The 22,017-nt window shown below is 65.9% G+C and carries 21 protein-coding genes and 2 tRNA genes; 12 read left to right on the top strand and 11 right to left on the bottom strand.

The window, feature by feature from the left end:
• Positions 1-10 precede the first annotated feature (10 nt).
• Positions 11-631 (top strand): peptidylprolyl isomerase, encoded by a 621-nt coding sequence (locus C8J43_RS16095; RefSeq protein WP_056062693.1) that lies wholly within the window; start codon positions 11-13, stop codon positions 629-631.
• Positions 632-867: 236 nt separating this feature from the next.
• Here C8J43_RS16095 and C8J43_RS16100 read toward each other — a convergent pair whose 3' ends face one another.
• Entirely contained in the window at positions 868-1,752 is an 885-nt protein-coding gene (locus tag C8J43_RS16100) for a diacylglycerol kinase family protein (RefSeq protein ID WP_133031745.1), read from the bottom strand.
• 92 nt (positions 1,753-1,844) lie between these two features.
• Here C8J43_RS16100 and hemB point away from each other — a divergent pair, with 92 nt between their 5' ends.
• Genes hemB through C8J43_RS16115 form a run of 3 tightly spaced genes read left to right on the top strand, consistent with a single transcriptional unit; the run spans position 1,845 to position 5,609 of the window.
• The gene (gene hemB / locus C8J43_RS16105) at positions 1,845-2,837 is read left to right on the top strand and encodes a porphobilinogen synthase (protein WP_133031746.1); all 993 of its coding nucleotides are present in this window, start codon (positions 1,845-1,847) and stop codon (positions 2,835-2,837) included.
• The gene (locus C8J43_RS16110) at positions 2,834-3,373 is read left to right on the top strand and encodes a GNAT family N-acetyltransferase (RefSeq protein WP_133031747.1); all 540 of its coding nucleotides are present in this window, start codon (positions 2,834-2,836) and stop codon (positions 3,371-3,373) included. The genes hemB and C8J43_RS16110 overlap by 4 nt, the downstream gene beginning before the upstream one ends.
• Positions 3,366-5,609, top strand: a complete 2,244-nt coding sequence (locus tag C8J43_RS16115) for a fused MFS/spermidine synthase (protein ID WP_243645611.1) — start codon at positions 3,366-3,368, stop codon at positions 5,607-5,609. Before C8J43_RS16110 ends, C8J43_RS16115 begins: the two co-directional genes overlap by 8 nt.
• Positions 5,610-5,652: 43 nt before the next feature.
• Here C8J43_RS16115 and C8J43_RS16120 read toward each other — a convergent pair whose 3' ends face one another.
• Positions 5,653-6,162: a hypothetical protein gene (locus tag C8J43_RS16120; RefSeq protein WP_133031748.1), complete on the bottom strand. Its 510-nt coding sequence runs from the start codon at positions 6,160-6,162 to the stop codon at positions 5,653-5,655.
• A 94-nt stretch (positions 6,163-6,256) separates the two neighbouring features.
• Here C8J43_RS16120 and C8J43_RS16125 point away from each other — a divergent pair.
• The 3 genes from C8J43_RS16125 to C8J43_RS16135 all read left to right on the top strand — a co-directional run bounded on the left by C8J43_RS16125 (position 6,257) and on the right by C8J43_RS16135 (position 7,571).
• Positions 6,257-6,333: transfer RNA gene (locus C8J43_RS16125), tRNA-Arg, on the top strand.
• A 50-nt stretch (positions 6,334-6,383) separates the two neighbouring features.
• Positions 6,384-6,460: transfer RNA gene (locus C8J43_RS16130), tRNA-Arg, on the top strand.
• Positions 6,461-6,614: 154 nt separating this feature from the next.
• The gene (locus C8J43_RS16135) at positions 6,615-7,571 is read left to right on the top strand and encodes an alpha/beta hydrolase (protein WP_133031749.1); all 957 of its coding nucleotides are present in this window, start codon (positions 6,615-6,617) and stop codon (positions 7,569-7,571) included.
• Positions 7,572-7,902: 331 nt separating this feature from the next.
• Here C8J43_RS16135 and C8J43_RS16140 read toward each other — a convergent pair whose 3' ends face one another.
• The 5 genes from C8J43_RS16140 to yaaA form a co-directional block, all read right to left on the bottom strand.
• Entirely contained in the window at positions 7,903-8,253 is a 351-nt protein-coding gene (locus C8J43_RS16140) for a DUF952 domain-containing protein (RefSeq protein WP_133031750.1), read from the bottom strand.
• Positions 8,250-11,015: a DNA gyrase subunit A gene (gene gyrA / locus C8J43_RS16145; RefSeq protein ID WP_133031751.1), complete on the bottom strand. Its 2,766-nt coding sequence runs from the start codon at positions 11,013-11,015 to the stop codon at positions 8,250-8,252. Before gyrA ends, C8J43_RS16140 begins: the two co-directional genes overlap by 4 nt.
• A 121-nt stretch (positions 11,016-11,136) precedes the next feature.
• Positions 11,137-11,421, bottom strand: a complete 285-nt coding sequence (locus tag C8J43_RS16150) for a hypothetical protein (protein WP_133031752.1) — start codon at positions 11,419-11,421, stop codon at positions 11,137-11,139.
• A 228-nt stretch (positions 11,422-11,649) separates the two neighbouring features.
• A complete protein-coding gene (locus C8J43_RS16155; protein ID WP_243645612.1) occupies positions 11,650-12,336 on the bottom strand; it encodes an SDR family NAD(P)-dependent oxidoreductase in 687 nt (228 codons plus the stop codon).
• Positions 12,333-13,082 carry a peroxide stress protein YaaA gene (gene yaaA, locus C8J43_RS16160; RefSeq protein ID WP_133031754.1) on the bottom strand — a complete coding sequence of 250 codons (750 nt, stop codon included), beginning with the start codon at positions 13,080-13,082 and terminating at the stop codon, positions 12,333-12,335. Before yaaA ends, C8J43_RS16155 begins: the two co-directional genes overlap by 4 nt.
• A 164-nt stretch (positions 13,083-13,246) precedes the next feature.
• On the opposite strand from yaaA, the gene C8J43_RS16165 reads away from it, so the two are divergent.
• On the top strand, positions 13,247-14,539 hold the full coding sequence (locus C8J43_RS16165) for a hypothetical protein (RefSeq protein WP_133031755.1): 1,293 nt from the start codon (positions 13,247-13,249) through the stop codon (positions 14,537-14,539).
• 99 nt (positions 14,540-14,638) lie between these two features.
• Here C8J43_RS16165 and C8J43_RS16170 read toward each other — a convergent pair whose 3' ends face one another.
• Positions 14,639-15,109 carry an Lrp/AsnC family transcriptional regulator gene (locus C8J43_RS16170; RefSeq protein ID WP_056047776.1) on the bottom strand — a complete coding sequence of 157 codons (471 nt, stop codon included), beginning with the start codon at positions 15,107-15,109 and terminating at the stop codon, positions 14,639-14,641.
• Positions 15,110-15,305: 196 nt separating this feature from the next.
• Here C8J43_RS16170 and C8J43_RS16175 point away from each other — a divergent pair, with 196 nt between their 5' ends.
• Together C8J43_RS16175 and C8J43_RS16180 are read left to right on the top strand one after the other, a co-directional pair.
• Positions 15,306-17,228 (top strand): HAMP domain-containing sensor histidine kinase, encoded by a 1,923-nt coding sequence (locus C8J43_RS16175; protein WP_243645613.1) that lies wholly within the window; start codon positions 15,306-15,308, stop codon positions 17,226-17,228.
• Complete coding sequence (locus C8J43_RS16180) at positions 17,225-18,220, top strand: polysaccharide deacetylase family protein (RefSeq protein WP_347812513.1); 996 nt, start codon at positions 17,225-17,227, stop codon at positions 18,218-18,220. The genes C8J43_RS16175 and C8J43_RS16180 overlap by 4 nt, the downstream gene beginning before the upstream one ends.
• 313 nt (positions 18,221-18,533) lie before the next feature.
• On the opposite strand, the gene rpsI is transcribed toward C8J43_RS16180, so the two are convergent.
• The 3 genes from rpsI to C8J43_RS16195 form a co-directional block, all read right to left on the bottom strand.
• Positions 18,534-19,091: a 30S ribosomal protein S9 gene (gene rpsI, locus C8J43_RS16185; protein ID WP_082441435.1), complete on the bottom strand. Its 558-nt coding sequence runs from the start codon at positions 19,089-19,091 to the stop codon at positions 18,534-18,536.
• Positions 19,091-19,570 (bottom strand): 50S ribosomal protein L13, encoded by a 480-nt coding sequence (rplM, locus tag C8J43_RS16190; RefSeq protein ID WP_082441436.1) that lies wholly within the window; start codon positions 19,568-19,570, stop codon positions 19,091-19,093. The genes rpsI and rplM overlap by 1 nt, the downstream gene beginning before the upstream one ends.
• A 124-nt stretch (positions 19,571-19,694) precedes the next feature.
• Entirely contained in the window at positions 19,695-20,747 is a 1,053-nt protein-coding gene (locus tag C8J43_RS16195) for a COX15/CtaA family protein (RefSeq protein ID WP_133031757.1), read from the bottom strand.
• Between the two features lie 356 nt (positions 20,748-21,103).
• Between C8J43_RS16195 and C8J43_RS16200 the strand changes: the two genes are divergently transcribed.
• Complete coding sequence (locus C8J43_RS16200; RefSeq protein WP_056047781.1) at positions 21,104-21,487, top strand: MerC domain-containing protein; 384 nt, start codon at positions 21,104-21,106, stop codon at positions 21,485-21,487.
• Positions 21,488-21,528: 41 nt separating this feature from the next.
• Positions 21,529-21,996 (top strand): transcriptional repressor, encoded by a 468-nt coding sequence (locus tag C8J43_RS16205; protein WP_107961831.1) that lies wholly within the window; start codon positions 21,529-21,531, stop codon positions 21,994-21,996.
• Positions 21,997-22,017 lie beyond the last annotated feature (21 nt).

Here is a 22,017-nt window from a genome sequence, read left to right on the forward strand (position 1 = left end):
AGCGTAGCGGATGATCTCCAGATTCGTCACGCTCGCTCTCGCCGTCCTCGGCGCCGTTTCCGTTTCGGCACAGGAGGCTCCGCTTGCGCCGCCGCCTGTTGCTCCGGCGACCGTCTCGATCGTGATGACGACGAGCGAGGGGCCGATCACGCTGGCGCTGGAGAAGGAGCGTGCGCCGCTGACGACCGCGAATTTCCTGCGCTATGTCGACCAGAAGCGGCTCGATGGAGTGACGTTCTACCGCGCGATGAAGCTCGGGGCGGACGCGGGGTTGATCCAGGGCGGGCCGCAGGGTGAGGTGAAGCGCCTCCTGCCGCCGGTGAAGCATGAGCCGACTAGCCAGACCGGGCTGTCGCATGTCGACGCGACGATCTCGATGGCAAGGTTTGCGCCGGGGAGTGCGACGGCGGACTTCTTCATCACGGTCGGGCCCGTGTTGTCGCTCGATGCTAATCCGGCGGGGAGTGGGGACACGGCCGGGTTCGCGGCGTTCGGGCATGTGGTGGAGGGGATGGATGTGGTGAAGCGGATTCTTGCTGCGCCGACTTCGCCGACTGCCGGGGTTGGGGTGATGAAGGGGCAGATGATTGCTGCGCCAGTGAAGATTTTGACGGTTCGTCGGGTGAAGTAACGCCGCCACTCAATTCCACCCCGGCGGAGGCCGGGGCCCAATTGGGGGACGTTGCTAACGTGGGACTGCGATCAGTTACTCCTACCTTTCCAATTGGGCCCCGGCCTTCGCCGGGGTGGTGCGAGGATGGGTCACCCCTCCACTAAATTGTTTCCCCGCGAAGGCGGGGACCCAGTCTGGGCTCCCGCCTTCGCGGGAGAACAAGGAAGCGGGCGGTCCGGCTGGTCGAGCGTGCCTCAGGCCGGCGCCATCACTCGGATGATCCCTGCCGCGACCTTGGCCGTTACCGGGGTCTTCGCCAGAACCTCCCCGTCGATCGAGATCGGCAATGGCGGGATCGTGTTGATCTTCAGGCTCTTCCCCCGAAAATCGCGCACCTTCTCGTGTCGAGACTCGAGCCGGAACACGCTGGCATACCAGTTCTGCACCAGCCGCCGCTTCACATGCCCCATCACCGCCTGCACCACGATCTCGCCCGAATCGACCGCGGCCGCGTCGACCAGTTCGGTGCCGCCGTGATAGGGCCCGTTGGAAATCCGCACCTCGACGACGCGGATTTTCACCGCGGTCGGGCCCTCGCCAACGATCAGCGTGAACGGGCGGAAGCGCATATATTGATACGTCGCCCACGCCAGATAGCCGACCTTGCCGAATATCTTCTTCAGCCCGTGGGGGACCGTCTCGGCGATCTTCGGGCTGATGCCCATCGCCGCGCAGTTCGCGAAATAATCGCCGTCGATCATGCCGAGATCGATCCGCCGCGGCTTGCCGGTCCGGATCACCTCGACCGCGCCTTCGACGGTCAACGGTATGCCGAGCGTGCGCGCGAAACTGTTGGCGGTGCCGAGCGGCAGGACGCCGAGAATCACGTCGTGGCCGACCATCAGGTCGACCAGTCCGCTGACCGTACCGTCGCCGCCGCCGAGGATCAGCAGGTCCGGCTTCTTCGCGAGCGCCCGCAATACCGTCGCCTCCAGGTCCTTCGGATCCTCGACGGCATGCGCGTCTACCTCATAGGGCAGCCCCGACATCGCCGCACACGCGCGCTTGAACAGCTTCTGGCCCTTGCGCGACTTGGCATTGACGACGAGCGCGGCGGACGTGATCGTATCGTTCGACATAAGGCCCCCAACGCACGGCATGCGGTTTCGCACCCGTAACGCTTCTCCCGTAAAACTTGATCCGTCGCCGCGCATCCCGCAAAGCCCGCCGCATGACCGCAAGCTATCCCGCGCTTCGCCTTCGTCGCACCCGCGCCTCCGCCTGGAGCCGCCGCCTCCATGCCGAGACCGTGCTGACTCCCGCCGACCTGATCTGGCCGCTGTTCGTGACCGAGGGAGCCGGCGTCGAGCAACCGATCGCCAGCCTGCCCGGCGTGTCGCGCTGGTCGGTCGACGGGATCGTCGCGCGGGGGCGCGAGGCGCGCGACCTCGGCATCCCGTGCATCGCGCTATTCCCGTACACGCAGGTCGAGCGCCGGACCGAGGACGGGCGGGAGGCGCTCAACCCCGACAACCTGATGTGCCAAGCAATCCGTGCGCTGAAAGACGCGGCGCCCGAGGTCGGCGTGCTGACCGACGTCGCGCTCGATCCCTATACGAGCCACGGCCATGACGGGCTGGTCGACGCGGCTGGCTATGTCGTCAACGACACGACCGCCGAGATGCTCGTCGCGCAGGCGCTCAACCAGGCGAACGCGGGCGCCGATATCATCGCGCCGTCGGACATGATGGACGGCCGGATCGGCATGATCCGCAGCGCGCTCGAGGCGGAGTCGCACCATAACGTCCAGATCATGTCCTACGCCGCCAAATACGCCAGCGCATTCTACGGCCCGTTCCGCGATGCGGTCGGCTCGCGCGGGCTGCTCAAGGGCGACAAGAAGACCTACCAGATGGACAATGCCAACGCCGAAGAGGCCTTGCGAGAGGTCGCGATGGATCTGGCGGAGGGCGCCGACACGGTGATGGTCAAGCCCGGCCTGCCGTATCTCGACATCATCGTCCGCGTACGCCAGGCGTTCGAGGTGCCGGTGTTCGCGTACCAGGTGTCGGGCGAATACGCGATGATCGAGCACGCGGTCGCGGCGGGCGCGGCGGAGCGCGACGTCATGGTGCTGGAGACGCTGATGTCGTTCAAGCGCGCAGGCTGCTCGGGCGTGCTGACCTATCACGCGGCGCATGCGGCGAAATTGCTCGGCGGATGATCCAGACCGAACGGCTGATCTTACGCGGCTGGCGTGATGACGATGCCGCCTTGCATCATGCGATGTGCGCTGACCCGGCGGTGATGGCGTATCTCGGGCCGGCGCCGTCGCTGACCGAGTCCGTCGCGGTGGTGGCACGCCAGAAGGCGATGTTCGCCGACTATGGCGCGTGCTTCTGGGCGCTCGAACGACGGGATACCGGCGCGTTTATCGGCTGGTGCGGGATCAAGCCGGGCCCGGTCGGTACGCCGATCGAGGGGAAACCCGAGATTGGCTGGAGTCTCGTCCAGAGCGAATGGGGGCGGGGATATGCACGGGAGGCAGCGGAGGCTTCCCTCGCCTGGGGTTGGCGTGAGATGGACTTGCCGACGGTCTGGGCGATCACCGTCCCTGCAAACACGGCCAGCCGCGCGCTCATGGAGCGGCTCGGGATGACCCGCGTGGTCGACGGCGATTTCGATCACCCGAAGCTCGCCGAAGATGACCCGCTTCGCCGCCACATCCTCTACCGGATCGACCTCCCCGCTTATGTCTGAGACCGTATCGATCGAAGACCAGCCGCTGATGGCGCGCTGGTGCCGGACGATGTTCGTGGCGACGATCCTGACGGGGTCGTTCCTGCTGTTCCTCGTCCAGCCGATGGTGGCGCGGATGGCGTTGCCGCGGCTGGGGGGCGCGCCGGCGGTGTGGAACTCGGCGATGCTGGTGTACCAGGCGTTGTTGCTGGCTGGCTATGCGTACGCGCATTGGCTCGGGCGGGTGAGGCCACGTGCTCAGGCAGCGATCCACCTTGGCGTGCTGATCGTCGCGGCACTGTGGTTGCCGATCGGGTTGATCGCGATGGACTTGCCGGCGGACGCGTTGCCCGCGCTTTGGGTGCCGTGGCTGCTTGGGTTGTCGATCGGACCGTTGTTCTTTGCGGTCTCCGCGCAGGCGCCGCTGATCCAGCGCTGGTTCAGTGCGGCGAGCGGGGGCGGCGATCCCTATGCGCTGTATGCCGCGTCCAATCTGGGCAGTTTCGCCGGGCTGATCGCGTACCCGTTACTGGTCGAGCCGCTGATGGCGATCCATGCGCAGAGCCTGCTGTGGAGCGGCGGCTACGTTATGCTGATCTTGCTCGTGCTCGCCTGCGCGACGCGGCTGCCCAGGACGGCGGCAGCCGATCACGTCGTCGCCACCAGCGCGCCGCCGGGTGCCAAGCGGATCCTGCATTGGATCGCGCTTGCGCTTGTCCCGTCGGGGATGATGCTCGCGACGTCGACCTATATTTCGACCGACATCGTCGCGATGCCGCTGCTCTGGGTGATCCCGCTTGGGCTGTACCTGCTGAGCTTCAGCGTTGCGTTCGCCAACGATCGCTGGCTGGCCGACCTGCTGACCCGGATCGCGCCGATCACGATTTTGCTCTTTGGCGGGGTCATCATGAGCGGTGGCTACACCGAGCGGCCGTTCTTCAGCGCCGGCATCGCGCTGGTGCTCCTGTTCATGATCTCGGTCGCGCTGCACACCGCGCTCTATCGCAAGCGGCCCGCACCGGACCGGCTGACCGGTTTCTATCTGGCGATGTCGGCGGGCGGGGCACTCGGCGGCGTGTTTGCCGCGCTCGTGGCGCCGGTGGTGTTCGACTGGACCTATGAATATCCGCTGTTGATCCTCGCGGCGGGGGCGCTGGTGCCGCAGGTCTATCTGATCGCGCGGTTGCGCAATCTGTGGATGGCGAAGGGAGGGGTGAAATGGGTCGCGCTTGCTGCGATTGTTCTCGTCCTGCTGGTCGTCGCCGGTCTGCGGATCGGCAACCTCGACGGCCTGTTGGGCGAAAACCAGCAGGGTCTCGCTTTCCTGATCGTCGCGACGGTCGGCTTCTCGGCGATCGGTGCGCGTTTGCCGTACATGATCGTGCTGGCGGGAGCGCTCGTCCTGTTTGGTGGCTATCGGTCGCTGGAACTGTCGATCGAGCCCGGCGCGCGCGTCCGCAGCTATTTCGGCGTCTATACCGTGCGCAACGAGCCTGGGCCGGATGGCGGTACGCGCGAACTCGATCATGGGACGACGGTCCACGGCATCCAGCTGCGCGGATCGCCGGCGCGCGAGCGGACGCCGACCACCTATTACGCGGTTGGTTCGGGCGTGGGGCAGGCGATGCTCGCCGCACCCGCGCTATATGGTCCGACCGCGCGGATCGGTGTCGTCGGGCTCGGGACGGGGACGCTGTCGTGTTACGCAAGGCCCGGCCAGCGCTGGCGGTTCTACGAGATCGACCCGGCGGTGGTCGCGATCGCGCGCGATACGGGCCAGTTCACCTATCTGTCGCGATGCCTGCCCAACCCCGGTATCCGGATGGGCGATGCGCGGATTGCGCTGGCGCACGATGCGTCGAACAGCCTCGACCTGCTCGCGCTCGATGCGTTCTCTTCCGATTCGGTGCCGATGCATCTGATGACGCGCGAGGCGTTTGCGACCTATGGCCGCGTGCTGGCGCCGGGCGGTCTGTTGCTGGTGCATATCTCCAACCGGTTCATCGATCTCGAACCGGTGGTGGCCGCGGCGGCACGCGAGGGCGGCTGGACCGCGGTGATCCTGCGGTATCGTCCGTCGAGCGTGCTCGTCGACCGTGCCTCGGCGTCGGACTGGGTGGCGCTGTCGCGTGATCCGCGCGCGATCGCGGCGTTACGCGCGAAGGACCCCGGTTGGACCACGCCGACGCCGCGCAAGGGTTTTGCGGGGTGGACCGACGATTACTCGACGATCCTGCCGTTGTTGAAGGGGTTCTGAGCTTCTCGTCCTCTCCTTGGCGAGGAAGGACAAGACGAGCTGTTCAAGCTGACGGGATGCTTGCCTGGATGCGCGCGATCGTTGCGCCCTGCCGGTCGGCTTCGGCCTGCGCCTTGTTGCGGATCGTCGCCAGCGCGGGATAATCGGGCTGCAACGTGGCCGCGCGATCGGTGGCGCGCGATTCCATGTCGGTGACCAGCGACGAACTCTGCGCGCGCCAGTCGTCGAGCCCGGCGAGGGCGGTCTGCGCCGCGATCCACGGCTCGCTGCCGACCGCCGCACCGCGCGCGGTCCGCGCCAGCGTCTCGGCCTTGGCTGCATCGCGCGCGAACCCGGTGGCGATCGCGTCGAGCTTGCCGGACAGCGTCGCGATCTCCGCGTCGAGCGCCGGATCGGGGGCCGCGACCGCCGCTTTCACCGCGGGTTCGGCAAAGCCGAGCTTCTCGATCGGCCGGGCGCCGAGCGACGGGTAGCTGGTCCTGTCCTGGCTGCACGCACCCGTTGCGAGGACGAGCGCGAGCGATACGTGACGGAGCGAAGCGGCGTGTTTCATGTCCGCCGCTCTATGCTGCGAAAGCTTTGCGCACAACTTTCTCGCGGCAAACCCTTGCACCGCCGAAAATGCCTGCTATCAGCGCCCCTCCAGTGCACCCATAGCTCAGCTGGATAGAGCATCAGACTACGAATCTGAGGGTCGGGCGTTCGAATCGCTCTGGGTGCACCAGGATTTTCCGCTTAACAGCGGGCTTGTCGAACCGGACACGGGACGGCGATGCACCCATAGCTCAGCTGGATAGAGCATCAGACTACGAATCTGAGGGTCGGGCGTTCGAATCGCTCTGGGTGCACCATTTTCCTACATCGGCGGGTCGCGCGAGAGCCGTTTCCGCAGCATCGATGCGGTATCCGACGCGGTCCGTGGTACCACCACCGATCCCGGGCACCGAAATGCGACTTTGACCAAGCCGCGGCGTTGAGATGTCGGACCATATTCAGGAGATCACGATGCGGCGTACGGGCAAGGGATTGATCGGGGGGGCACTGCTGGCCGCGGTGTCGGGGCTGGGGCTGTCGCTCTATTCGAGCCGGCTCGCGCGCCATGCCGAAGACCTCGTGCCGCCCGACGGACGCTTTCTCGACGTCGACGGGGCACGACTTCATTATATCGACGTCGGATCGCAGACCGGGCCGACGATCGTCATGGTCCACGGCCTCGGCGGCCAGTTGCGCAACTTCAGCTATGCGCTCGTCGATCTGCTAAAGGACGAATACCGCGTCATCGTCGTCGATCGGCCCGGCTCGGGCTATTCGGTCGCGACCGGGAACACCACGCCGGGGCTCATCGCGCAGGGGGCGATCATCGCCGACTTCATCCAGAAGCTAGGCCTCGATCGGCCGCTGTTCGTCGGCCATTCACTGGGCGGCGCGATCGGGCTAGCGGTCGGCCTCGATCATCCGCACCTCGTCCGCGCGCTGGCGTTGATCGCACCGCTGACGCAACCGCTGGAGCAGGTGCCCGAGAGTTTTCGTGGACTGGCGCGAATTCCTGCCGGCGCGCGGCTCGCCTTCGCGCAGGTGCTCGGTACGCCGCTCAGTCGGCTGACGGCGACCAGGACGCTGCAGGGCGTGTTTGCACCCGAGGCGGTGCCGGAGGACTTCGTGACTCGCGGCGGCGGTGCGCTCGCGGCGCGACCAGTCGCGATCGCGGCGGCGGCGGCCGATCTAGCCGGGGCGAACGACGATGTGACGGCGATGGCGGCGCGCTATGGCGAAATCCAGATCCCGACGCGCATCCTGTACGGGCGGCAGGACGCGATCCTCGATCCGGCGTGGAATGGTCATCGCACCGCGGCGGTTATTCCGGGGGCGAAGATCGACACGATCGAGGGCGGCCATATGATCCCGATCACAGCGCCTGAGGCGTGTGCGCGGTTCGTGCGGGCTGCGTTTGCGGCCGGGTAAGGGGGCGACAGGAGACTGCCTTAAGTCGCTTATCCACCCCGCGGAGGCCGGGGCCCAATTGGAAAGGTCGCCGTAATTGAGGGCCGCGCTCCGTTAGTTGCCTTACCCAATTGGACCCCGGCCTTCGCCGGGGTGGTGTATCGGTGGGGAGCGCGTACACGACAATGAGCACTTGTACGTTGGAAGTTGCCGACGCTGGCGTTGATGCGATGCCGACAGCCCTCCGAGGCAGCAACGAACGCCTCTCCCGCTTCCTTGTTCTCCCGCGAAGGCGGGAGCCCAGTCTGGGCTCCCGCCTTCGCGGGAGAACAAGCTTGAGTTTGAGTGCCGGTCAGCCCGCGACGGGGAGCTTCACCTTGCCCTCGTCGTCGCGCTCCAACGGGCCGTAGGACAGCACGACTTCCAGCAGCAACGGCCCACCATAGATATGCGGAAACAGTTGCCCTCCGCGCGACTCTTCCCACTTCACGTTGTCGCCGAGCGCTTCGAGATCGATCGCGGCCACGTGCAGGTCCGACTGACCGGCGAAGTGCTTGTCGACCGTCTCCGTCAGCTGCTCCGCGGTGGACAGGTGAATGTAGCCGTCGACCACATCCACCGGCGCGCCCGCAAAGCTCCCGCTCTCAAGGGTCGCCAGCTGCTCCCCCGTCAGCACTTTATAGGCGATCGGATCGCGGCTCATTCGCCGTCCTCCGGACCTGCAGCAGTATCCTCGCCGATCGTCGCGCCCGTATCCGGCGCGACCTCTGGCACGGCGTCCGCCAAGTTGATCTCGGCGTCTTCCTCGGTTTCCTCGATCCGTGCGGCGGAGACGACATGCTCGCCCTTCGCCACGTCGAACAGCTTCACGCCGGCCGAGTTGCGGCTGATGACGCGGAGCGACGCGAGCGTCGTGCGAATCAGTTTCGCCTGGTTGGTCACCAGCATCAGCTGATGGCCCTTCGCCGCGGCGAAGCTCGCCACGACGGGGCCGTTACGCGCGATGTTGTCGATGTTGGTGATGCCCTGGCCACCGCGACCGGTGCGACGGTAGTCATAGGCGCTCGACAGCTTGCCGTAGCCGTTCTCGCAGACCGTCAGGATGAACTGCTCGCGGTCCTTGAGATCGTTGTAGCGGTCGGCGCCCATGCCATGATCGCCCTCGCGCTCGGCTTTCCACGGTGCGAACTTGAGATAGGTCTCGCGCTCTTCTGGCGTCGCACCGACACGGTGCAGGACCGACAGCGAGATGACCTCGTCGTCGCCCTTCAGCGTGACACCGCGCACGCCGGTCGACGTCCGGCTCTGGAACTCGCGGACGTCGTCGCCGGCGAAGCGGATCGCCTTGCCGAGCTTGGTCGCGAGCAGCACATCGTCATGCTCGCTAAGCAGCGCGACGCCGATCAGCTTGTCCTCGGAGCCTTCCTCGAAGCGCATCGCGATCTTGCCGTTCGACGGCACGTTGGTGAACGCATCCATCGCGTTGCGGCGGACGAGGCCGCGCTGCGTCGCGAACATCACGTGCAGGCGGCTCCACTCGCTGAGATCCTCCGGCAGCGGGAGCACGGTCGAGATCGTCTCGCCCGGTGCCAGCGGCAGCAGGTTGATCATCGGCCGACCACGCGTGGCGGGGCCACCCTCGGGCAGGCGCCAGACCTTGTAGCGATAGACCTTGCCGAGGTTCGAGAAGAACAGCACCGGGGTGTGCGTCGAGGTGACGAACAGCTCGGTGACGACGTCCTCGTCCTTCGTCGACATGCCCGCGCGACCCTTGCCGCCACGCGCCTGAGCGCGGAACGTGTCGAGGCTGGTGCGCTTGATATAGCCCTGCATGGTCACGGTGACGACCATGTCCTCGCGCTCGATCAGGTCCTCGTCGTCGATGCCGTTGGCGGCGGCGGCGATCTCGGAGCGGCGTGGCGTGGCGAATTCGTCGCGGATCGCGATCAGCTCGCCGCGCATCACTTCGTACAGCTTCGCGCGGTCGCCGAGGATGTGAAGCAATTCGCCGATCGTCGCAGCCAGCGCCTTCAGCTCGTCGCCGATCTCGTCGCGGCCGAGCAATGTCAGGCGGTGCAGGCGAAGATCGAGGATCGCGCGGACCTGCGGCTCGGACAGCTTGTAGATGCCGTCGGCCTGCTTGTCCTCGACGGCCTCGACCAGCGCGATGTACGGAGCGATCTCCTCGACCGGCCATTCGCGGGCGAGCAGCTTGCCGCGCGCTTCGGCCGGGCTCGACGACCCGCGGATGATCTTGACGACTTCGTCGAGGTTGGTGACCGCGATTACGAGGCCGAGCAACAGATGCGCGCGCTCGCGCGCCTTGGCGAGTTCGAACTTCGAGCGGCGGGTGATGACCTGCTCGCGGAAGGTGATGAACGCGCCGATGATGTCGCGCAGGTTGAGCAATTCGGGACGGCCGCCGCGGATCGCCAGCATGTTGGCGGGGAAGCTCGACTGCGCGGGCGTGTGTCGCCAGAGCTGGTTGAGCACCACGTCGACGGTCGCGTCGCGCTTCAGGTCGATGACGATGCGGACGCCCATGCGGCTCGATTCGTCGCGGATGTCGCTGACGCCTTCGATCCGCTTGTCCTTGGCGGCTTCGGCGATCTTCTCGACCAGGCCATTCTTGCCGGTCTGGAACGGGATCTCGGTGAGGACGATCGAGCGACGGTCGCCCTTGCCCTCCTCGACGATATGCCGTGAGCGGACGATGATCGAACCGCGGCCGGTCTCGTACGCCGACTTCGCGCCCGCACGGCCGAGGATGATCGCGCCGGTCGGGAAGTCGGGACCGGGGACGATCTCGAACAGCTCTTCCGTCGTGATCGCGCCATTGTCCATGTAGGCGAGGCACGCGGCGATGACTTCGCCGAGATTGTGCGGCGGGATGTTGGTCGCCATGCCGACCGCGATGCCGCCTGCGCCGTTGACCAGCAGGTTCGGGAAGCGCGCCGGCAACACCGAAGGCTCGCGCTCGGAGCCGTCATAGTTGGGCGTGAAGTCGACCGTATCCTTGTCGAGATCGCCGAGCAGCGCGTTCGCCACCTTGCCGAGGCGGGCCTCGGTGTAGCGCATCGCCGCGGGTGGATCGGGGTCCATCGAGCCGAAGTTGCCCTGGCCGTCGATCAGCGGCACGCGCATCGACCAGTCCTGCGTCATGCGGGCCAAGGCGTCGTAGATCGAGCTGTCGCCGTGCGGATGGTATTTACCCATCACGTCACCGACGATGCGCGCGGACTTGCGGTACGGCTTGCCGGCGACGAAGCCGCTTTCGTGCGCGCCGTACAGGATGCGGCGATGGACGGGCTTCAGGCCGTCGCGGACGTCGGGCAGCGCGCGCGCGACGATGACGCTCATCGCATAGTCGAGATAGCTCGACTTCATCTCGTCGACGATCGAGATCGTGGCGATGCCGGCGGGCTCGCCGCCCTGGGGTTCGGCGAGTATGGTCTCGTCGGTCAAATCTGAACGCTTTCGGCTTGTTGCGGTATGATGACACACCTTAGCCGAGGGGGGGGCACCTTACTACCCCCGCGCACGTGTACGCACGCGAGGGAGAAGGGTTTCATCGTTAATTTGAGGCTTATTTGCAGGCGGTTTTGGTCTTGTTGCCGGCGAGCGAGCAATTGTAGGTAACGGTCTTGCCGTTCGCGAGTTTGGCGGTGACCATGCGGCCCTTGGCGACCGTGGTGGTGCGCTTGGCGACCTTGGTGTTGCCCATCGGCGTGGTGGTCTTGGTCGTCGTGGTGTGCGTCGCGACGGTCTTCGGCTGGACGGTCTTGGTCTGAGCCTGCGTGGCGGCAACCGCTGCGCCGCCGGAGAGCAGCGCGCTACCAGCGAGGATCGCGAGGGGGAGGGACTTCTTCATGCGGGTATCCTCTCGTTTCGGCCTTGGTGGACGATGCGGAGGAGACTGCGCCGGGGGACCTGAACGGAGTGTGGCAGCGAGGTGAAATCTGCGTCATGAGCGGGGCTGCTTCTCACCCCTCCCTGGAAGGGAGGGGCAGGGGGTGGGTCGGTTTCCACATTGGCTAGCGGTCGTGGTTTACAACCGGCCGACCCACCCCCAACCCCTCCCTTCCAGGGAGGGGAGCAGTTAAGGCGTGACCTCGACGCCATCCCACGCGAACAGCTTGCCGCTGTCCGGTGCGCGCAGGCCGTCGATGACGTCGAGCAACTGCACCGCCGCGCGGTCCGGCTTGAACAGGTTGCCGGGGGTGACGTTGCCCTGGAACGGCTTCGACAGGCCGGTGTCGACAGTGCCGGGATGCAGTCCCACGACGATCCCACTCGAATTGCGCCGTTTATCCTCGATAGAGATCGTCTTCACCAACTGGTTCAGCGCCGCCTTCGACGCGCGATAGCCGTACCACCCGCCGAGCTTGTTATCGCCGATGCTGCCGACACGAGCAGACAGCACAGCGAACACGATCCGCCCCGCCTTCGGCATCGTCGGCAGGAAGTGCTTCGCCACCAGCGCGGGCCCGATCGCGTTGATCGCGAAGTTGCGCGCCATCCACACTGGGTCGAGCTCGCGCATCGCCTTTTCGGGGCCCTTGTCGCCATCGTGCAGCAACCCGGTTGCGACGATCACGAGCGTCGGCGAGCCGACCCGCAAAGCCGCCGCCGCAATGCTCGCCTCGTCCTCCAGGTCGAGATGCCGATCGCCGCTCTCCGACCGCGCGAACCCGTAGACCTTGTCGAACGCACCTTCCTCGATCAGCGCCTCCTCCAGCGCCTTGCCGATCCCACCCGACACACCGATGACGACCGCGCTGCTCACTTGCGCACGAACCGGAATTGCGTGTCGCTGCTGCCCGCCGCGTCATACGCATAGCCATCGCTGTCGAAACCCTTGATCCCCTCGATGTCGTCGACGCGGTGCTCGACCAGCCACCGCGCGACCATCCCACGCGCCTTTTTCGCGTGGAAGCTGACGAACTTCTGCGCCTCGCCCTCGCGGAAATCGATCGCTACGACGCGGATCGACTTGGGCAGCTTGCCGTCCGCCGCCGCCCAATATTCCTGGCTCGCGAGGTTGAGGATCGTTCCCGATCCCTCCGCCTCGACGTCGTCCGCGAGCAGCTTGGCGATCCTGTCCCCCCACCAGTCGGTCAGCTTCGTCTTCCGCGGCGCCCAGCGCGTGCCCATTTCCAGCCGGTAAGGACGCATCAGGTCGAGCGGCCGCAACAACCCGTACAGACCCGACAACATCCGCACGTGATCCTGCGCGTAATCCACCGCCGCCTCGTCGAGCGTCTTCGCCTCCAGCCCGGTGTAAACGTCGCCCGCAAATGCGAACATCGCCGGTCGCTCGGGCAGCGTGTCGAAATCGCGGAACCGGTCGGCGTTGAGTTTCGCCAGCGCGGGCGAGATATGCATCAGCTCGGACAGCTTCTTCTGCGTCAGGTGCGCGGCGGCATGCGCCAGCGTCTTCGCCTCTGCGGCGAACCGCGGCGCGGTCGGGTCGAGCTGGGGCAGCGCGCTCTCGTAATCGAGCGTCTTGGCGGGCGAAAGGACAGCGATCATGCCCGCGATCTAGCGACGGCAAAGGGTGCGTTCAATCGACGTTCACGCGCAAAAACGCTTTGATGGGATCCAAGCCGCTTGCTTGAACGTATCCACGACGGACCATATAGCGTCGCCGCGCGCCACGAAGGTATTCGAGGTCGGCGCAGAGGGAGAGTTTCCGCATGAAGACCATTTCGAAGCTTGCACTGATTGCGGCGTTCGCCACCGGCACGAGCGGCCTCGCGCTGTCGACGCCTGCGTTCGCCAAGGACAAGAAGGCCGACGCGGCGCCGGCGATGAAGCTGAGCCCCGAAGTCCAGAAGCCCGGCGTGGCCGCGCAGACCGCGCTGGCCGCCAAGGACTTCGCCGGTGCGCAGACCGCGATTGACCAGATCGATGCCGCCGCCAAGACCGATTACGAGAAGTATATCGGTGCTGCGCTGCGCTATCAGCTCGAGAACGACAAGATCGTTGCGACGCAGGCCGCCAACCCTAACGCGCCGGTCAACGAGACCACGCTCGCCAAGCCGCTCGATGCGCTGATCGCCAATGCGGCCACCCCGGCGGCAGATCGCGGCAAATATGCGTATCGTCGTGGTGCGCTCGCGTTCAACGGCAAACAGTATCCGATCGCGCTCCAGTATTTCGCGAAGGCCAAGGAACTCGGCTATACCAACCCGGACCTCGGGTTGCAGATCGTCAAGGCAAAGATGGAAAGCGGCGACGTGACCGGCGCGACTGCCGATCTCGACGCTGCCATCACGCAGATGACCGCGGCGGGCCAGAAGGCCCCCGAAGATTATTATCGGTACGCGATCGCCAAGTCCTACGCCGCCAAGCGCAACGCCGACACGATGGCGTGGCTGAAGAAGTGGGTCACCGCCTATCCGTCGGCCAAGAACTGGCGCGACACGCTGATCCTCGCGGGTATTCAGCAGAACGCGCTGATCACGCTCGACGAAGCGCAGAAGGTTGACATCTTCCGCCTGATGCGGGCGACCAATTCGCTCGCCGACCAGACCGACTATCTGCAATATGCGGACAGCGTGAACCGTCGTGGCCTGCCGAGCGAAGCACAGGCGGTGATCAAGGAGGGCATGGCACAGGGCAAGATCCCCGCCGGCAACGCGATGTCGAAGGGCCTGCTGGCCGACGCGACCAAGAACATCGCCGCCGATGGTCCGCTCGCGGGCCTCGAAAAGCGCGCGACGACCGCAGCCAACGGCAAGCTCGCCGCGGGTACGGCCGATGCGTATCTCGGGCAGAACAACTACGCAAAGTCGGCCGAGCTTTATAAGCTCGCACTGACCAAGGGTGGTGTCGACGCCGACGACGTGAACCTGCATCTCGGCATCGCGCTCGCGAAGTCGGGCGACAAGGCCGGCGCGGCGGCTGCGTTCGCCGCGGTCAAGGCCTCGCCGAAGGCCGATGTCGCGGGTCTGTGGACGACCTGGCTGGCGGCCCCTGCCGCTTAAGGCGATCCGGTTGGATCTGGGGAAGCGGGGTGGCAGCGATGCCGCCCCGTTTTCGTGTCAGGTGACGCGACCGGCTTCGGGCAGCGCGCCGAGGGTTGATCAGTCGCCGACCACCACTGGGATGCCCGAGAGCGCCTTGGCGGTGCGGATCGTCAGCGACGTCTTCACGCTCGCCACGTTGGGTGCCGGCGTCAGGTGGGTCGTCAGGATTTCCTGGAAGCTCTTCAGATCGGCCGCGACGATCTTCAGGATGAAGTCGATCTCGCCGTTGAGCATGTGGCATTCGCGGATCTCGGGAATGTCGGCGATGTGATTCTCGAACGCGGCGAGGTCGTGCTCGGCCTGGCTGCGCAGCGAGACCATTGCGAACACCGTGATCGGAAAGCCCAGCCGGCTCGCGTCGAGATCAGCGTGATAGCCACGGATCGCCCCAGCTTCTTCGAGCGCGCGGACGCGGCGCAGGCAGGGTGGCGCGGTCAAGCCGACCTGATCGGCCAGATCGACGTTTGTCATCCGCCCGTCCGCCTGCAACAGCGACAGGATCTGCCGATCGATCCGGTCAAAACTCATTTCACGCAACTCCCGAGCAACATCGCAAACCAATTGGTTCGTTCCCCATAGCCATAAGATTGTTGCGGCGAAACGCAATTGTCCCACTATGCGACGAACCCGCCGGCGCCGGAAAATGCGGAGTTCCTTCGAAGAGTCGCGCGCGTTAAGGAATCGCAACGGCGGGCATGCTAGGTCATCCGTTCCGGGAGACAATGTGCGGTTCGACGACAGCCTGAAGACGATCCTCTCTGCAGACATGGCCTCCGAATTCGGAGCGCAGTCGGCATGGCGGCAACTCGTCGACCTTATGGGCCGTGGTCGCATCGTGTGCGACGCGCCGTCGATCGCCAGGTTGCGCACGCTGCGTCCGGAAGTGCCGGTAGCGGTTCGTGCGGCCAGTGCGCGCGCGCTCGCCTTTGCCGCGCCGGATGCGTTGCTGGTTGGGTTCTTCGCCGAAGACGCGTTGGCGATCGCTGCTCCAGTGTTGCGCACTGCGAGGCTGGCGCCGGACGCGTGGCTTGCGATCCTGCCGCGGCTGACGCCCGCGGGTCGCTCGGTCCTGCGCCATCGTCGCGACCTGCCGGATGCGGTCCAGCGCGGCTTGCAGAGCTTCGGGCCAGTAGATTTCATTCTACCCCAGCCCGACGTCGTGCCCGATGCGGTGTTGGACGATGATCGGGCCGAAGCGGTGCCCGATCCCGTCGATACCGCCGTAGCCGCTCCGGTCGCCGCAGAAACCGCGACGGTCGAGCCGGCGGCGATTGCTGCGAAAACAGCCACCGCCGAGCCCGTGGCGGCTGTCGCAGAACCAGCCACCGTGGAGCCTGCGGCTGCGGTGTCGCCGCTGCCGAGCGCGCCGCTGAGCGAAACGCCGTTCATCGCGCTAGGCGACGTCGCGCGCGGACTGCCGTTCATGGCGGAGGCGCTGCGCCACGCCAAGCTGGCCGAGAGCGCCCCGGCGATCGACGACGAGCAGACTGCCGGCACCGATGTCGAACGGTTCGAGATTTCCGATCTCGTCGCGCGGATCGAGGCGTTCAACAAGGATCGCACGGTCGATGTCGGCGCGCCGGCGGCCGTATCCATCGAGGTCGAGACCTTCCGGTACGAAACCGACGCGCACGGCGTGATCCGGGTGATCGAGGGCGTCGCCCGCTCGGCGCTGGTCGGCGTGTCGCTCGGCTACGCGGCGCGGCAGGGCGAGGCGCAGCTCGACGGTGTCGTGGCGGGTGCGTTCAGGCGGCGGTCGCGGTTCAGCGACGCGCGGCTCGAGGTTGGTGGATTGTCCGACGCGTTCGGATCGTGGCGGCTGTCCGGCGTACCGGCGTTCGAGCATGCCTCCGGTCGGTTCATCGGCTTTCACGGGACCGGACGACGGCCGCGACGCGACGAGACCGCCGAGCCGGCGCGCGCGTCTTCGCCGGTATCCGATTCGCTGCGCCAGCTTGTCCACGAGCTGCGGACGCCGACCAATGCGATTTCCGGGTTTGCCGAGCTGATCGAGACGCAGTTGCTCGGCCCCGTCTCGCCGACCTATCGCGACCGGGCGACGGCGATCCGCACGCAGGCGAGCGATCTGCTGGCGGCGATCGACGACCTGGATATCGCGGCGCGGATCGAGGGCCATGCGCTCGATCTGCGGCCGACTACGGTAGCGGTGCTGCCGTTGCTGGACCGCGTCGTGGCGGATCTGAAACCGCTTGCCGCGCTGCGTGGGACCAGCGTCGCGATCGTCGCCCCGGCGGGCGATTGCGACATCCTGGGCGACGATCGTGCGGTCGAACGGTTGATCGGGCGGTTGATCGCGGCGCTGGTATCGGCGGGGCGCCCCGACGAGCGGCTCGGCATCGTCGTTCGACCGGTCGGCGAAACGGTGACGATCGCGTTCGACCGACCTGCCGCGCTGGCGGCGCATGTGACCGATGTCCTGCTCAGTATCGATGCCGAGCAGGAGCATGACGGCGAGGGTGCACCGTTGCTCGGTACCGGTTTTGCGCTGCGACTGGCGCAGAATTTGGCGGTCGAACTCGGCGGGGTGCTGACGATCGGCATCGACACGCTCACGCTGCAACTCCCGGCGTCGGACGCGCGCAACGTCGGTGACCAGACCGAGCTTATGGTCGACGAGCGACGGTGATCGCAGATCGCGCGTATCGCCCGCCACGGCCGACCAATGCGCAACGCATCGTCTGGCCGGATAGGTTCGGCACCCGCTTCACGGTCATGGTCGATGTCGAGGAAGAGTTCGACTGGGACGCGCCGCCCAACGCTCGTAACCGTGCGACCACCGCGATGGCCGCCTTTCCCGACGCGCATCGTCGGTTCGCGGAGCGCGGCGTCGGGCTTACCTGCATGGTCGATCATCCGATCGCGACCGATCCCCGTTCGGTCGCGATCCTCGCGCGCGTCATCGAGGACCCGCGGTCGGAGATCGGTGCGCAGCTGCATTCGTGGGTCACGCCGCCGTTCGAGGTTGGCACCGGCGACACATCGAGCTTTGCAGGCAATCTGCCCGCTGCGGTCGAGGCGGCGAAACTCGAAACGCTGACGAGCGAGATCATCGCGGCGTTCGGCGTTCGACCCCGCGTCTATCGGGCGGGACGTTACGGTATCGGCCCGAACAGTTTCGACCTTCTTAGGCGGCTAGGCTACAAGATCGATAGCTCGGTGCGATCGGCCTACGATTACCGCGCCAAGGGCGGCCCCGATTTCGGGATGGCGGACGCGCAGGCGTATCGCGTGCAGGGAATCGTCGAGATGCCGTTGACGACGGTTTTCACTGGCCATGCAAGGCGGGGTGGCGCGCGCCTGTATCGTGCGTTGGGCGGTATTCCGAAGGGCCAGGGGGTGTTCGCGCGTACCGGCCTATTGTCGCGGATCGCGCTGACGCCGGAGGATATGCCGATCGAAGCCGCGCTTGAAGCGGTCGCCGTTGCGGCGGGCGAGGGGCTTCGGTTGCTCAACCTGTCGTTCCACTCGCCGTCGCTGGTGCCGGGGCATACGCCGTATGTGCGCGATGCGGCGGACTTGAAGCGGTTCCACGGTTGGTGGACGACGATGCTCGACGAATTCGATCGCCGCGGTATTCGTAATGCGTCGCTCGATGAAATCCTGAGGGCGCTGGCTTAGCCAGGCTCGGGCTGCAGTTTGTTCGACTTGTCAGGCAGGCAGGCGATGTCGGTGGATTCCGCACGCCGCATCTCCAAGGCACTCCCCTCCCTGGAAGGGAGGGGCAGGGGGTGGGTCGGTTTCCGCATTTTCGACCGTTTATAGCTCAAGCTGGCCAACCCACCCCCAACCCCTCCCTTTCAGGGAGGGGAGACCGCTGGGAATTTGGGCTTCGCTAGAGCTTTCAGCCCGTCGCCTTAGCTGCACGCCTTAAACCAGAAAGGGCGGCCCGTTGCCGGACCGCCCTTCTGATACGCAGATACTGAAAGCGAGATTAGCGCTTCGAGAACTGGAAGCTGCGACGGGCCTTCGCCTTGCCGTACTTCTTGCGCTCGACGACGCGGCTGTCGCGGGTCAGGAAGCCTGCTGCCTTGACCGATGCGCGCAGCACTGGCTCGAAGCGGGTCAGCGCCTGGCTGATGCCGTGCTTGACCGCGCCGGCCTGGCCCGAAAGGCCACCGCCCTTGACGGTGCAGACGACGTCGTACTGACCTTCGCGCTCGGTGATCCCGAACACCTGGTTGATGACGAGACGCAGCGTCGGACGTGCGAAATACACTTCCTGGTCACGACCGTTGATCGTGATCTTGCCGGTGCCGGGCTTGACCCAGACGCGCGCGACGGCGTCCTTGCGACGGCCGGTCGCATAGGCGCGGCCCTGCTTGTCGAGGATCTGCTCACGCAGCGGCATTGGCTCGCGGACGGGCTCGTTCGAGACCGGTGCTGCGATATCGCCTTCGCTGGTCGGCAGAGCCTGCTCGGCGGGGGCAGCCGGCGCGGGCTGGTTGGTCAGGCTCGCGAGATCGGCGAGCGACTGGCGGTTGTCGGACATTATGCGCCCACCTTGTTCTTGCGGTTCATGCTGCCGATGTCGAGCACGGCAGGGTTCTGTGCCTCGTGCGGATGCTCGGTGCCCTTGAAGATACGCAGGTTGCGCATCTGCTCACGACCCAGCGGGCCGCGCGGGATCATGCGCTCGACAGCCTTTTCGAGAACGCGCTCTGGGAAGCGACCGTCGAGGACCTTGGCGGCAGTGATGCCCTTGATGCCGCCGGCATAACCGGTGTGCTTGTAATAGATCTTCTTCGCGGCCTTGTTGCCGGTGAAGCGGATCTTGTCGGCATTGATCACGACGACGTTGTCACCGCAATCGACATGCGGGGTGAACGACACCTTGTGCTTGCCGCGCAGGACGTTGGCGATGATCGATGCGGCACGGCCGACGACGAGACCTTCCGCGTCGACGATATGCCACTGCTTGTCCACCTCTGCCGGCTTTGCCGACTTGGTGGTCTTCATGAGCGCCTTCATGGGCGTTAGACCTTCCAGATTGAATGCAAGCGCACCAAGGGGAGGCCCCACAGTGCGAATGCCGGCCTAATGCTGAAAGGGGGGCTTCAAGTCAAGCTTTCCGCCGGTTTCCTGACGGGTATTATTATACCCGCTGCGTAATGCGCGGTGCTGTGCCGACGGCGTGGGCGGCGAACATCGCGGCGATCAGGAGGAGCGCGGCGTTGCCCTGGTGCGCGACCGCGACGTCGATCTGCACGCCGGTCATCAGCGTGGCGATGCCGAGCATGATCTGGAGCGTGACGAGGCCGACGACGAAGAACCCTGCGCTGCTGCCCGTCTTGGTCGCCTTGATCGCCAGCCAGATCAGCCCGGCGGCGGCGGCGAACGCGAACCAGCGGTGGATGAACTGCACGACGATCGGGTTGTCGACCGCGTTGCTCCAGGCGGGGTTCACCATCGGTACGTCGGCGGGGAACAGCCCGTCGCCCATCAGCGGCCAGCTCGCGAAGGCATAGCCGGCGTCGAGACCGGCAGTGAAGGCGCCGTACACGAGCTGTACGAACAGCAGCGCCAGCGCGAGGATCGCTACGGGCGCGAGGCGGGCAGGGGCGGCGAGCGGATTACGGTGCATCGCCATCAAATCGAGCGCGGTCCAGACAATCCCCGCGAGGATCGTCAGCGCGGTCAACAGGTGGACGGCGAGTCGGATGTGGCTGACGTCCGTCCGCACCGACAGGCCAGAGGCAACCATCCACCAGCCGATCGCGCCCTGGAACGCGCCGAGCGCCAGCAATGCCGACAGCCGCCAGCCATAGCCGACCGGGATGCGCTTGCGCACCGCGAACCAGATCAGCGGCACCGCGAACACGAGACCGATCACGCGGCCCCATAGCCGGTGCAGATATTCCCAGAAGAAGATCGCCTTGAACCCGCCGACCGTCATGTCGGCGTTGAACGCGGCATATTCGGGGATGCGCTTGTAGGCGTCGAACTCGGCCTGCCACTGCGCGTCGTTGAGCGGCGGGATGATTCCGCTGATCGGCTTCCACTGCGTGATCGACAGCCCCGACTCGGTCAGCCGCGTGATCCCGCCGATGACGACCATCGCGACGATCAGGCCGGCGACCGTGAACAGCCACAGGGCGACGGAACGAGGACGGGCTTTGCTGAGGAAGGCGGCGCTGGGTTGAAGCATGGTAAGGAGATAGTGGTTTGCGAGGCGGGGCGCCATCGGTTCGTGATGCGCCATTGCTTCATGTTGCTGGATCGGCGGGGGTGCAGGGGGCGTAGCGTCCTGCCGCTCTTCCCGTCATCCTGACGAAAGTCAGGATCCAGAGCTTCGAACGTCAGCATGCGTAACTCTGGATCCTGACTTTCGTCAGGATGACGGAGGGGTGGGAGATGGCGCAGTCATCGCCGGGTTGAACCAGAGGCGTGGCTTCCTCGCGGTATCGGACCAAGAGCCAGCCTTGAGAAACCCGAAAATTCCTCGCAAGAAAAATGCGATGTAATGTTGTATCCTTTCGTTGAGACTTCTATATCCGACGAACGATGACGCCCTCGGCCACGCATACCCACCGCTTTGCCGGTCTCGATCGCTATGCGATCGGGCTGTCGGGCCTGTGCATGGTGCATTGCCTGGCGACCTCCGTGCTGGTCGCGCTGATGTCGACCGCGGGCGGTTTCCTGCTAGACCCGATCTTCCACGAAGTCGGCCTGACGATCGCGATCGGCCTTGGCGCGCTCGCGCTCGGCCGTGGCGTGCTGAACCACGGCTATATGATGCCTGCCGCGATGGGCGCGCTCGGGCTCGGCATCATGGCGGGCGCGATGACGCTGCCGCACGACAGCGGTGGCGGCGAGACGCTGTGGACGATCGTCGGCGTCGGCCTGCTCGCATTCGGCCACGATCTCAACCGTCGCGCGGAAAGCTGAGCGGGTTGCTGGAACCTCTCCGGCATCCTACTTCACCCAGCATGGCGCACGCTCACAACCACACCGAACCGCAGGGCGCCGATCTCACCGTCGCAGCACAGACGACGCTCGAAAAGGCCGGCGAGCAATGGACGACGATGCGCGCCAGCGTGTTCGCGGCTCTCGCCAGCTTCGAGAAGCCGGCATCGGCTTACGATATCGCGGAGGCTGTCTCGAAAGCCGAAGGTCGCCGGGTCGCGGCGAACAGCGTGTACCGCATCCTCGACCTGTTCGTCGGCGCCAACCTAGCGCGGCGAGTCGAGAGCGCGAACGCCTATGTCGCCAACGCGCATCCGGATTGCCTGCACGACTGCATCTTCCTGGTCTGCGACTCGTGCGGCCAGACGACGCATCTCGATAACGACACGATCACCAAGGGCGTTCGCAACGCGGCGGAGGCGGCCGGCTTCTCGCCGGTGAGGCCGGTCATCGAAGTCCGCGGACGATGTGCGGACTGCGAGGCGAAGTAGCCTCCCCTCCTTCTACGTCAT

The organism is Sphingomonas sp. PP-CE-1G-424, assembly GCF_004341085.1.
Taxonomy (GTDB): domain Bacteria; phylum Pseudomonadota; class Alphaproteobacteria; order Sphingomonadales; family Sphingomonadaceae; genus Sphingomonas.